Raw genomic sequence first — 12587 nt, 5'->3', positions numbered from 1 at the left:
CGTTGCTCCATGCCCATCCTGCCCAACCCACGTCATTGGCGCCGGCTGCTCGTCGCCGCGGGCGCGCTGGCCGTCATCGCGGCGTCGGGCAACTGGGCCGAGCGGCACGAGCTGCGGACGAAGACGGAAGGCCTGCGCCAGGCCGCGGCGGCGCACGTGCTGGGGCTGCGCGGCCTCGTCGAAAAGCACGACTTCCTGCCGCACGCGGCATCCCGCCACCCCGACGTGCAGGCCCTGCTGCGCAACCCGCGCGACGCGGCCTTGCGCGCGCGCGTGAACGATTACTTTGCCGACCTGCAGGCGACGACGGGCGCCGCCGCGCTGTTCCTCGTCGACCGCGCGGGCCTGACGCTCGCCGCCAGCAACTGGAACCTGCCTTCCAGCTTCGTCGGCCAGTCGTACCGCCAGCGCCCCTATTTCCAGGACGCCGTACAGGGCCGCCGCGGCCTGTTCTACGGCCTCGGCCTCACGACGGGCCAGTCCGGCCTGTTCATCGCGGAGCCCGTGCAGGCGGACGGCGCCATCCTCGGCGTGGTCGTCGTCAAGATCAGCCTGGAGCCGCTGCAGGCCGCGTGGATGCGCGGCGCCGACCCGGTCGTCCTGCGCGACAACCACGGCATCGTGTTCCTCTCCGCCGTGCCGGACTGGCTGTTCCACGCGATCCGGCCCGTGTCCGCGGCCGACCTGCGCTGGATCGTCGCGCACCGCCAGTACGGCGACCGCGACCGCTTCTACGTCCTGCCCTGGGAGACCGAAACGCGCGGGACGGCGCCCGCCTTCGTCCTGCACACGCGCGCGGAAAACCGCCGCATGGACCTGCTCGCGCTCGACACGCCGCTGCCGGAACTGGGCTGGACCCTCACGGTGACGACGGACATGAAGGAAGTCGTGCAGGCGCGCCAGCTGGCGCTCGTGCTGGCGGCGCTGGCCGTCGCGCTGCTGCTGCTCGGCGTCCTGTACTGGCGCCTGCGCGAAAAGCGCTTCATCGAGCAGAAGACGGCGCGCATCGAGCTGGAACGGCGCGTCGAGGAACGCACGCGCGACCTGGAGGAAGCGCACGCGTTCCGCAAGGCGATGGAAGACTCGCTGCTGGTGGGCATGCGCGCGCGCGACCCGGAAGGCAAGATCATCTACGTGAATCCGGCCCTGTGCGCGATGGTCGGCTACAGCGCGCAGGAGCTGCTGGGCCGCCGCCCGCCGTATCCGTACTGGCACCCGGACGACCTGGAAAAACAGGCGCGCGAGAGCGACGAGGTGCTGCAGGGCCGCGCCGCGCCGCACGGCTTCGAATCGCGCATCCGCCACAAGGACGGCCACGACGTGATCACGATGGTCTACACGGCGCCGCTCGTCGACGCCCAGGGCGTGCACCGGGGCTGGATGAGTTCCGTCGTCGACATCACCGCGCAAAAGCAGGCCGAGGCCCGCCAGCGCGACCAGGAAGTGCGCCTGCAGCGCAGCGCGCGCCTGGCGAGCGTCGGCGAGATGGCGTCCACGCTCGCGCACGAACTGAATCAACCGCTGATGGCGCTGTCGAATTTCGCCGTCGCGGCGCGCGCCCTCGCGGTGCAGTCGGCGCCGCCCGACATGCTGGCCGGGGCGCTCGACGAGATCGTCGAGCAGAGCACGCGCGCCAGCGAGATCGTCAAGCGCGTGCGCGCCTTCATCAACCCGCAGCGGGCCCAGTACGAAATCCTGGACATCGACGGCGTCGTCAAGCACGCGGCGGCCCTGCTCATGCCGGAATTGCGGCGCGACGGCATTGCCCTGCGGTTGGCGCTGGACGACGACGGCGCCCGCGTGCGCGGCGACCGCGTGCTGCTCGAACAGGTGCTCGTGAACCTGATCCACAACGCGATGCACGCCATGCAGGACCGGCCGCGCGGCAGCATCGAACTGGCCAGCCGGCGCGCCGACCAGGGCGTGCGCGTCACCGTCGCCGACGAGGGGCCGGGCATCCCGTTTGAGCAGCGCGAACAGATCTTCGCGCCGTTCTTCACGACGCGCCCGGACGGCCTGGGGCTGGGCCTGAACATCTGCCGCACCATCGTCGAAGCCCACGGCGGCTGCATGACCGTCGACAGTGCCGCCGGCGGCGGCGCCGCCTTTTCCTTCACGCTTCCCACCGTGCTTCCCACCGCGCCATGAAAGACATCCCGCTGACACTCTATGTCGTCGACGACGACGAGGCCCTGCGCCGCTCCCTGCTCCTCCTGCTGTTTTCGCAAGGACTGGCCGTGCAGGCCTTCGAGTCCGGCGAAGCGTTCCTCGATGCGGTCGACATGCGCCAGCCGGGCTGCGTGATCCTCGACCTGCGCCTCGGCGGGACGAGCGGCCTGGCCGTGTTCGACCGCCTGCGCGCGGCACACAGCCCGCTCGTCACGCTATTCCTGTCCGGCCACGGCGACATCCCGACCGCGCTGGAAGCGGTGCGGCAAGGCGCTTACGACTGGGTCGAGAAGCCGGACACGCGGCACCTGCTCGACAAGCTCCCCGCCGCGATCGCCGAGGCGCGCGAGCGCGCGCTGGCGCTGCGGCTGTGGGCGGAGCTGACGCCGCGCGAACGCGAGGTGGCGCGGCTCGTGGGGCTGGGCCAGCCGAACAAGGAGATTGCGCGGGTGCTCGTGCCGCCGTGCGGGCCGCGCTCGGTGGAGACGCATCGCGCGAATATCTTCAGCAAGCTGCAGTGCGCGAACGATAATGAGCTGGGGCGGTGGTTGGCCGCCCATCCGTGGTTGGGATGACGCGAACGTCGTGGTGGGCACGGGGTGCCCACCCTACGGCATCGGCAAATCGTAGGGTGGGCTCACCGAGCCCACCAGGCGCATGCGGTATGCGAACGTTTGGTCAATCCAGCGAAATCAACGCCACCGGCGCGCGCGTATCGAACTTCACCTTGCCGCCCGCGACGACGGCCGTGCGGCCCGTGTACGCGTCGCGCACCGTCTGGCCGTCGCCGAACACGCCGGCCACGGAGATCGGCACCGCGCGGTCCTGCGGCAGGTCGAGGGCGACGACGACGCGGTCGGCCACGCCGTTCTTGTCGTAGGTACGCTTGAACGTGTACGGGCTGGACGCGATCATCTGGTGCACGCCCGCGCCCACCGCCGGATGCGCGTGGCGGAAGCGGATCAGCCGCGCCCAGTAGTCGCGCACCTCGGCCACGCCGTGCAGGCCCACGCGCGCATTGTTCTTCAGCTGGTCCCAGTTCATGAAGGCGCGCAGGTTGGCGTCGCCCACCGCGCCGTCGATCTTCAGCACGCGCGCCGTCTCGTCGCCGTAGGTGACCTGCGCGGCGCCCGGCGTCAGCAGCAGCTTGTTCGCTTCCTCGAACGGGTGCTCGCGCATGGCCTCGAACGGGTGGGCATCGTCGTGCGAATCGAGGTAGTTCAGCACCGAGACGCCTTGCAACGGGCCGTTCAAGAGGTTCGAATAACGGGAGAACAGCGCCTCGTAGCCCTGGCTCGCGTCGCGCGGCAGGGTGAAGTTGATCATGCTGTCGAAACCGTTGTTGAAATAATCGACCTTCGTACCGTCGTCGTAGGCGAACGTGCGGCCGTTCTCGATCGCGTAGTTGAAGGCCTCGGCCGTCATGTAGAACGGCGTGTTGCCGATCCTGGCGACGGTCTGCTTGCCGGCCGGCGTGCGCTTCCAGTCCTCGTAGGCCTGGCTCGCGACCTTTTTCAGGTCCTTCCACACGCCCGGTTCCGTGTGCTTGACGGTGTCGGCGCGGAAGCCGTCGAAGCCGTACTTGCGCACCCAGTCGGCGTGCCATTTCATCAGGTAATAACGCGGCGCGCGCGGATAGCCCGTGCGCTTGAAGAAGTCGTCCAGCTCCTTCGTCTCGCGCTCGTAGCGCCCTTCCTTCTTCCATTTCGCGACGAGGAAAGCCGGCAGGGCGACGTTCGCGTTGCTGTCGGTGCGGAAGTCCGGCAGGTTCTTCACGAGCGTGCAATCGACCGTGCCTTTCACGTCCTTGAACGTGCACGTGGGCGACGTGCGCACCCAGTCGGAAGGCCACACGGTGTCCTCGGGCGTGACGGGACCGGTGTGGTTCATCACGACGTCGAGCAGCACGCGGATGCCGCGCGCATGCGCCGCCTCGACGAGGTCGCGCACGTCCTTCTCCGTGCCGAGGTTGGCGTCGACGGCCGTGAAGTCGCGCCCCCAGTAGCCGTGGAAGGCGTAGCTCCGGCCCGTGCCTTCGTCCGTGGAGCCGTGGATCTGCTCCACCGGCGGCGAGATCCAGATCGCGTCCACACCCAGATCCGTGAAATAGCCGTCCTTGACCTTGGCCGTGAGACCGGCCAGGTCGCCGCCCATGAAACCGCGCGCGACGGCAGCGTCGTTCCTGCGGCCGTAGGCGTGGTCGTTCGACGGGTCGCCGTTATTGAAGCGGTCGAGCATGACGAAGTAGACGGTCGCGTTGTCCCAGGTGAACGCCTTGCCCTTGGCGGGCGACAGGTCGGGGGCGGCCGACGCGGCGCCGAAGGCGAACGTCAGGGAGGCGGCGAGAACGGCGAGTTTCATTCAGGGTCCTGTGTGGTGGGTGGAAGAATCAGGTGACGACGCTCGGCTCCTCGCGGCCCGCGCGTTGCTTGAGCGCCGACACCTGTTCGGCGATGGCGATCAGCGGGGCCAGCGCGTCCTGGGTGTCGAGGCCGTGGCGTGCCGGGTCGGCTTCGTAGCGTTCCAGGTACAGGCGCACGGTCGCGCCCTCGGTGCCGGTGCCGGACAGGCGCAGCACGATGCGCGAGCCGTCCGTCATGATGATGCGCACGCCCTGGCGCGTGGAGACGGATTGATCGACCGGGTCGGTGTAGGTGAAGTCGTCGGCCAGCTCGACGCGGAAGCCGCCGAAAGTCTGGCCGGCGAGGCCGGCGAGCTTGCCGCGCAGCGCGTCCATCATCGCGTTGGCGGCGGCCGCATCGACGGCCTCGTAGTCGTGGCGCGAATAGTAATTGCGGCCGAAGCGGGCCCAGTGGTCCTGTACGAGTTCGTTCACGGACTTGCCCGTCGCGGCGATCAGGTTCAGCCAGAACAGCACGGCCCACACGCCATCCTTTTCGCGGATGTGCATCGAGCCGGTGCCGTAGCTCTCTTCGCCGCACAAGGTCGCGAGGCCCGCGTCCAGCAGGTTGCCGAAGTACTTCCAGCCGGTCGGGGTCTCGAAGCACGACACGCCCAGCGCGGCGGCCACGCGGTCCGCGGCCTGCGACGTCGGCATGGAGCGCGCGATGCCCTTGATGCCGCCGCGGTAGCCCGGCGCCACGGTCGCGTTGGCGGCGATGATCGCGAGGCTGTCCGACGGCGACACGGCGAGCTTGCGGCCGACGATCATGTTGCGGTCGCCGTCGCCATCCGATGCGGCGCCGAAGTCCGGCGCGTTCGGGCCATCCATCAGCGCGATCAGTTCGGCCGCGTTGACGGGGTTCGGGTCCGGGTGGTGGCCGCCGAAGTCTTCCAGCGGTTCCGCATTGACGACGGTGCCGGCCGGCGCGCCCAGCATGCCTTCGATGATGGCCTTGGCGTACGGGCCGGAGACGGCGTGCATGCCGTCGAAGCGCATCGTGAAGCCGCGCTGGAACAGCGCGCGGATGGCGTCGAAGTCGAACAGGCCGGCCATCAGCTCGGCGTAGTCGGACACGGAATCGATCACCTCCACTTCCATGTCTTCCAGACGGATGCTGCCGGTCTGGTCCAGGTCGACGGGGTCGGCGTCGCTGATGCGGTACGACGTCAGGGTCTGCGTGTGCGCGTAGATCGCCTCGGTGATTTTTTCCGGCGCCGGGCCGCCGTTGTCGATGTTGTACTTGATGCCGAAATCGCCGTCCGGGCCGCCCGGGTTGTGGCTGGCCGAGAGGACGATGCCGCCCAGCGCGGCGCGCTTGCGGATCACGCAGCTGACGGCCGGCGTCGACAGGATGCCGCCGCGGCCGACGAGCACGCGGCCCACGCCGTGGGCGGCGGCCATGCGCAGGATGGTCTGGATGGCTGCGCGGTTGAAGTAGCGGCCGTCGCCGCCGAGGACCAGGGTGCGGCCCTGCACTTCACCCAGCGCGTCCAGCGTCAGGAAGATGGCCTCGACGAAGTTTTCCAGGTAGCCGGGCTGCTGGAACTCCGTCACCTTCTTGCGCAGGCCGGACGTGCCGGGGCGCTGCCCGGCGAACGGGGTCGTCGCAATCGTAAGAATCGTCATATCGTGCTCCTGTCGGGGGGGTTGTTGTCAAACCCGTAAGGATACGACACCCGCAGGGCGTATGGCGCCGCTCTTAGGCGGCGGCGAGGTCCGCCTTGTCGGTGACGAACACGCACAGCACGGCCGCGATGAGCATCGAGACACCGCCCAGCACCAGCGTGAACACGGCGTGGTTGCCGAAGAAGTGCTTCGTGAAGTAGCCGAGCACGAGACCGCTGACGACCTGCGGGATGACGACGAAGAAGTTGAACAGGCCCATGTAATAGCCCATGCGGTTGGCCGGCAGCGCGGCGGCCAGGATCGCGTACGGCATCGTCAGCACGCTCGCCCACGCCAGGCCGACGCCCAGCATCGGAATCATCAGCAGATGCTTGTCGTGGATGAAGAACACGCTGGCCAGCGACAGGCCGCCCACCGCCAGGCAGACGGCGTGGCAGGCCTTGCGGCTGGTGGCGCGCGCCAGCACGGGCAGCGCGAAGGCGGCCAGCGCGGACAGGCCGTTGTACACGGCGAACATCACGCCGACCCAGTTGCCCGCGTCCTGGTAGCCGGCCGACAGCGGGTCGGTCGTGTTGTAGACGTTGTCGGCGATCGCGGGGCCGGTGTAGATCCACAGCGCGAACAGGGCGATCCACGTGAAGAACTGGACGAACGCCAGTTGCACCATCGTCTTCGGCATGTCCCCGAAGCCGCCGACGATCTCGCGCAGCGCCACGCCGACGTTGCGCGACTGGCGGCGCTGGGCCATGAAGCGGTCGAGGTCGGGCGGCGGCAGTTCGGTCGACGTGAACACGGTCCACGTCACGGCCACGATGAAGGCGGCGGCGCCGATGTAGAACGAGTAGCGCACCGAATCCGGCACACCGCCGCCCACCGGCACATTGGACACGCCGAGGTAGTTCGTGAAGATGATCGGCAGCAGCGACGCGATCACCGCGCCGCAGCCGATGAGGAAGGTCTGCATCGCGAAGCCGGCCGTCTGCTGCGACGTATCGAGCTTGTCGCCGACGAAGGCGCGGAACGGTTCCATCGAGATGTTAATCGACGCGTCCATCAGCCACAGCACGGCCACGGCCATCCAGATCGCGACCGAATTCGGCATCAGGAACAGCGCGGTCGCGGCCAGCACGGCGCCGAGGAAGAAGAACGGACGGCGACGACCCCAGGTCGGGTGCCACGTATTGTCGCTGAGGTAGCCGATCACCGGCTGCACGAGCAGGCCCGTGACCGGCGCGGCCAGCCAGACGAGAGCCAGGTCGTCCATCGACGTGCCGAGCGTGGCGAAGATCCGGCTCGTGTTCACGTTTTGCAGCGCGAAGCCGAACTGGATGCCGAAGAAGCCGAAGCTCATGTTCCACAGCTGCCAGAACGACAGCCGCGGCTTGAGCGTGTGAGTTTGCATTTCCATCTGTGTCCCCTAACGCGCCTGGACTTCCGCCAGGCTGCCACATGTAGCAAAGTAACATGCAGTTTTCTGGGTGTCAACGAAGATGGCGCCCTAACTCGCTAGGAGGCCCACAGAAAATGTAGTCAAACAACAAATTCGGGGTCAGAGCATATTTTTTGCCAAATTCGGGGTCAGAGCACTTTTTGGGGCAACGGCTACTGAGCAATTTTCGACGTTCGGCCAACCGGATTCGAGCCCTCGAGCTCGCACGTCCGCCTGCGGTCTGCGAACGATTACTTCCTCGGATCAATTGCCGAGAAATGTGCTCTGACCCCGAATTTCAAACAAAATGTGCTCTGACCCCGAATTAAGGCGGGTTTTTATTTGCGGGGCTTTTTGTCGGCGAACTTGCGCTTCGCCGGCTTTTTCTCGGGCGGTTCCTCGCCGTCGCGCGTGATGGCGAGTTGCTGGCCCGCGACCCACACTTTTTTCAGGTGGTCGACCAGGTCGCGCGGCAGGTCGGCCGGCATGTCGAGCGTGCTGAAGTCGTCGTAGATCTCGATGCGGCCGATGTCGCGCGCCGCGATGCCGCCTTCGTTGGCGATCGCGCCCACGATATTGCCCGGCTTGACGCCGTGGAAGTGGCCCACCTCGATGCGGTACGTGGCCATGCCCGGTTCCGGCGCGCGTACGATGCGCTCTTTCTTGAAGGTTTCGCGGCCGGCGCGGGCCGGGCGCTCCTGGCGCGTTTCGCGTTCGCGCGGCTCGTGGACGTCCGGCTTGGGCTCGCGCTCCGGCTTTTCCAGCAACAGCGGCTCGTCGCCGCGATACAGCTTGGCCAGCGCGGCCGCGATGTCGGTCGCGGGCACGTTCTGTTCACGCTCGTATTCCTCGATCAGGGAGCGGAACACGTCCAGGCCGCCCGCGGCCAGCGTCTGCCCGATCTGCTCCTTGAAGCGGGTGATGCGCACTTCGTTGACGGCCTTGATGGTCGGCAGCGCGAGGGGCGCCACCGGCTGGCGCGTGGCGCGTTCGATCGCCTTCAGCAGGCCCCGTTCGCGCGGCGTGATGAACAGGATCGCGTCGCCGCTGCGGCCCGCGCGGCCCGTGCGGCCGATGCGGTGCGTGTAGCTTTCCGGATCGGACGGCACGTCGTAGTTGATCACGTGGCTGATGCGCTCCACGTCCAGGCCGCGCGCGGCGACGTCGGTGGCGACGAGGATGTCGATCTTGCCGTTCTTGAGCTGCTCGATGGTGCGCTCGCGCTGTTGCTGCGCCATGTCGCCGTTGATGGCCGCCGCCGCGAAGCCGCGCGCCTGCAGCTTGGCCGCCAGTTCCTCGGTGCCGAGCTTCGTGCGCGCGAACACGATCATGCCGTCGAACGGCTCGGCTTCCAGGATGCGCGTGAGCGCGTCCAGCTTCTGCAGGCCGGCGACCAGCCAGTAGCGCTGCGTGATGTTGGTGGCCGTCGTCGTCTTGGCGGCGACCGTCACCTCCTTCGGCTCGTGCAGGTAGGTCTTGGCGATGCGCTTGATCTGCGGCGGCATCGTGGCCGAGAACAGCGCGGTCTGGCGCGTTTCCGGGGTCTGCTGCAGGATGTGCTCGACGTCGTCGATGAACCCCATGCGCAGCATTTCGTCGGCCTCGTCCAGCACGAGGGTCTTCAGCTGCGACAGGTCGAGCGAACCTTTTTCGATGTGATCGATGACGCGGCCCGGCGTGCCGACGACGACCTGCACGCCGCGACGCAGCGCGGACAATTGCGGGCCGTAGCTCTGGCCGCCGTAGATCGGCAGCACGTGGAAGTTCTCGAGGTGCGCGGCATAGCTCTGGAACGCTTCGGCCACCTGGATCGCCAGCTCGCGCGTGGGCGCGAGCACGAGGGCCTGCACGGCCGGGCTCTTGACGTCGATCTGCGCCAGCACGGGCAGCGCGAAGGCGGCCGTCTTGCCGGTGCCCGTCTGCGCCTGCCCCAGCACGTCGCGGCCTTCCATCAGGAGAGGGATGGTGGCCGCCTGGATCGGCGACGGCGTCTCGTAGCCGACCTCCTTCAATGCCTTGAGGATGGGGGCCGGGAGGTCGAGGTCGGCGAACGTCTGGAGCTGTGTGTCGTGCATGGAAAGTATTTTCAAAAATCGTAAGCAAACCTGCAGTTTACTCCTTCGCACGCCGGGGTTCAGGTTTATTTGCCGCGGCGTCCATGAAAAATGCCCCTTGCCGCAACAACGGCAAGGGGCATGCGGACTGGGTCGGAACCCGGTTACAGCTTGTAGTTAAAGCCGAACAGCATCTGGCGGCCGTACTTCGTGTAGCCGCGCGGACGGTCCGTCGTGCCGGAATAGGTCTGGAACGCCGTGTCGGTGAGGTTGTTCACCTGGAACAGCACGGACAGGCCCTTGACCGACTTGAAGTCGTAGCCGAGCTGCAGGTCGACGACGCGGTCCGGCTTCGTGAACGTCAGCTCGGTGGCGCCGCCGATGCCGCCGATCTCGGCCACGTAGTCGCTGCGGTAACGCTCGCTGACGCGGGCCGAGAAGCCGTTGTCCTCATAGTAGGCCGTCACGTTGAACACGCGCTTCGACAGGCCCGGCAGCGGGATGCCCATGTCGCCGAAGCTCTGGTTCTTGATCGAGATCTCGCTGGTCGTGAACGCCGCGTTGGCCGTCACGCCAAAGCCGCTGAGCACGGGCGTGAACATGTCCAGCGGCACCGACGCGGCCAGTTCCAGCCCTTCCAGCTTGCCGCCCTTGCCGTTTTGCGGCTGGGTCATCGTGCCGATATTGCTCGTCGCGCCCTGCAGGTGATATTCGGAGAAGTCGCGCGGACCCGTGACGGTGTAGATGTAGGACTTCAGGTCTTTATAAAAGCCCGCCGCCTGCACGTACCCCTTGTTGCCGAAGTATTTTTCCCACGACAGGTCGACCGCGTTCGCGCGCCACGGGTCGAGCTGGGCATTGCCGCCGTTGCCGTAAGGCGTACCGGTGCTCTGGTGCGTCAGGCCGACTTCACGCGACGCGTTCAGCTGATCGAGGCGCGGACGCGCCAGCGTCTTGTTGGCGCCGAAACGCACGATCTGCTGGTCCGGCAGGCTCCAGATCAGGTTCAGGCTCGGCAGGTAATCGTTGTACTTCTTGCCGTCGGTGAGCGGCACCAGGTCGGCGAACGGCCAGGCGCGCAGCGTCTGCGCGGTCGAGCTCTGGTCCGTGTGCACGGCCTGGATGCCGACGTTGCCGCGCAGCGGCATCGACAGCAGCTCGGTGTCGATGTTCAGCTTGGCGTAGCCGGTCTGGACTTTCTCGGTGATCGTCCAGTTCTTGGTCGCGCCCCACGGCACCAGCACGGCCGGCGTGTACGGCGCAAAATTCTGCGACAGCACGGCCGGGATATCCCAGCTCAGCGTATCCGGCAGCGCGTACAGCGACTGCGAGCCGTTGACGGCGCCGGCGGCGATGGCGCCGTTGCCCAGCTTGGTGAAGCCCGTCTCGAGGTGGTGCTTTTCCTTGTCGCGCTTGGACGAATTGAAGCCCACTTCGACGCTGTTGAACAACCTGCTGTCGAAGCGGTATTCGGCGCTGACTCGGAACGAATTCAGCTTGTCTTTCAGGTGCGGCGCGTTGACGTAGCCGTCGCCGTACTGGCCGCCGATGGCCAGCTGCGACGGGTCGTCGTACACGCCCGTCAGGCCGATGGCCGGCACGGTGCCGTTCGCGTAGTCGAACGTCATCGTCTGGCGCGATGCGGGACCGGTGTTGATCTCGTCGAGCTCTTCCCGGTGGTCGGCCTGCGAGTGGCTCAGGTCCGCGACGAAGGTCCAGTCGCCCGCGATGTATTTGTTGTTCCAGCCGTAGGCCGACAGCGTATCGGTCTGGTGGAAGTGGTTGTTGCGCACCACCGGGTTGACGTTGTTGGCGGTGCCGGCCGTCATGATGCCGTTGCCGTTGATCGAGCCCGGCGCGAACGTGACGTTGCCGTCGTCCGTCAGCTGGACTTCCATGCCGCGGCGGTCTTCGTCCTGCTTGAAGCGCGAGTGGTAGGCGTCGACGGTGGACGTGAATTCGCGCATCGGGTGCCATTCGACGACGCCCATCAGGCCGTCGCGCACCTGGTTGCCGGTCTGCGCCAGCGACTTGATGCCTTTCGGGACCTTGACGGTCTTGCCCGGCACGGCCGTGGTGTTGTCGACCCAGTCCCAGGTCTCGAACTGTTTCGACACGTTCGGCTTGTCGGCGCGGGCATAGCCGACCGCCACGCCCAGCGTGCGATTGAAGAACTGATCGACGTACGACGCGCTGACGCGGCTGCCGGTGTCCGGCGAACCCGCGCTGATCTTGCCCATGCCGTTCCGTTCGCCGCGCGCGTTCAGCGTGATGACGCGTTCGCGCAGCAACAGCGGCTTGATCGTCTGCAGGTCGACCGTGCCGGACAGGCCCTGGCCGACGAGGGCGGCGTCCGCCGTCTTGTAGACGGTGACGGCGTTGATCAGTTCGGACGGGTACTGGTCGTACTCGACGATGCGGTTCGGGCTCGTGCTGACCTGTTCGCGGCCGTTCAGCAGCGCGGTCGACAGGTCGCCCGACGTGCCGCGGATGCTGATCTGCTGCGCCTGGCCGTTGACGCGTTGCGCCGACAGGCCCGGCAGGCGCGCCAGCGATTCGGCGATGCTGATGTCCGGCAGCTTGCCGATGTCCTCGGCGGAGATGGCTTCGACGATGCTGGTCGAATCGCGCTTGACGGCGATCGCATCCTCGATACTGCGGCGGATGCCCGTGACGGTGACGGTGGCCACCGGCGCCGCCTGGGCGCCCTCGGCACCCTGCGTCTGCGCGGACGCCTGCGCGCCCGCGAGCGCCAGGAAGACGGCACAGCCCACGGCGACCGGGCTCGGTTGGAATGCGGGCGCGTGCGGCCCCTTCGTAATCTTCATGTGTCCCCTCGACAAAATCGGTTTGCTTATCAGAGGAACGTCAGCCTTTTGCCGAAGCAGGCGCCGGCCACGGGCTG

Annotated in this window: 7 protein-coding genes; 2 read left to right on the top strand and 5 right to left on the bottom strand. The window is 67.3% G+C overall.

All coding sequences use genetic code 11. The features are described from left to right. Window positions 1-9 precede the first annotated feature (9 nt). Window positions 10-2148: a sensor histidine kinase gene (locus ISF28_RS12920; RefSeq protein WP_198117591.1), complete on the top strand. Its 2139-nt coding sequence runs from the start codon at window positions 10-12 to the stop codon at window positions 2146-2148. Next, entirely contained in the window at window positions 2145-2744 is a 600-nt protein-coding gene (locus ISF28_RS12915) for a response regulator transcription factor (protein WP_198117590.1), read from the top strand. Before ISF28_RS12920 ends, ISF28_RS12915 begins: the two co-directional genes overlap by 4 nt. Window positions 2745-2847: 103 nt before the next feature. On the opposite strand, the gene ISF28_RS12910 is transcribed toward ISF28_RS12915, so the two are convergent. From ISF28_RS12910 to ISF28_RS12890, 5 genes are all read right to left on the bottom strand, one after another. Next, entirely contained in the window at window positions 2848-4530 is a 1683-nt protein-coding gene (locus ISF28_RS12910; protein WP_198117589.1) for an alpha-amylase family glycosyl hydrolase, read from the bottom strand. A 28-nt stretch (window positions 4531-4558) separates the two neighbouring features. Continuing rightward, the gene (locus tag ISF28_RS12905; RefSeq protein ID WP_198117588.1) at window positions 4559-6199 is read right to left on the bottom strand and encodes an alpha-D-glucose phosphate-specific phosphoglucomutase; all 1641 of its coding nucleotides are present in this window, start codon (window positions 6197-6199) and stop codon (window positions 4559-4561) included. Between the two features lie 73 nt (window positions 6200-6272). Then, a complete protein-coding gene (locus ISF28_RS12900) occupies window positions 6273-7607 on the bottom strand; it encodes an MFS transporter (protein WP_198117587.1) in 1335 nt (444 codons plus the stop codon). 359 nt (window positions 7608-7966) lie between these two features. Continuing rightward, window positions 7967-9703, bottom strand: a complete 1737-nt coding sequence (locus ISF28_RS12895; protein WP_198117586.1) for a DEAD/DEAH box helicase — start codon at window positions 9701-9703, stop codon at window positions 7967-7969. 143 nt (window positions 9704-9846) lie between these two features. Next, on the bottom strand, window positions 9847-12510 hold the full coding sequence (locus ISF28_RS12890) for a TonB-dependent receptor (RefSeq protein WP_198117585.1): 2664 nt from the start codon (window positions 12508-12510) through the stop codon (window positions 9847-9849). Window positions 12511-12587 lie beyond the last annotated feature (77 nt).

The sequence above is a fragment of the Massilia rhizosphaerae genome (genome assembly GCF_016093545.1).
GTDB lineage: Bacteria > Pseudomonadota > Gammaproteobacteria > Burkholderiales > Burkholderiaceae_D > Telluria > Telluria rhizosphaerae.
This window is presented reverse-complemented; position numbering and strand designations above follow the sequence as displayed.

What these genes read in the sequence shown, in the direction of transcription:
- ISF28_RS12900 (WP_198117587.1), bottom strand. Translation starts at nt 7,607, where the DNA reads ATGGAAATGCAAACTCACACGCTCAAGCCGCGGCTGTCGTTCTGGCAG.
- ISF28_RS12910 (WP_198117589.1), bottom strand. Translation starts at nt 4,530, where the DNA reads ATGAAACTCGCCGTTCTCGCCGCCTCCCTGACGTTCGCCTTCGGCGCC.
- ISF28_RS12920 (WP_198117591.1), top strand. Translation starts at nt 10, where the DNA reads ATGCCCATCCTGCCCAACCCACGTCATTGGCGCCGGCTGCTCGTCGCC.
- ISF28_RS12915 (WP_198117590.1), top strand. Translation starts at nt 2,145, where the DNA reads ATGAAAGACATCCCGCTGACACTCTATGTCGTCGACGACGACGAGGCC.
- ISF28_RS12905 (WP_198117588.1), bottom strand. Translation starts at nt 6,199, where the DNA reads ATGACGATTCTTACGATTGCGACGACCCCGTTCGCCGGGCAGCGCCCC.
- ISF28_RS12895 (WP_198117586.1), bottom strand. Translation starts at nt 9,703, where the DNA reads ATGCACGACACACAGCTCCAGACGTTCGCCGACCTCGACCTCCCGGCC.
- ISF28_RS12890 (WP_198117585.1), bottom strand. Translation starts at nt 12,510, where the DNA reads ATGAAGATTACGAAGGGGCCGCACGCGCCCGCATTCCAACCGAGCCCG.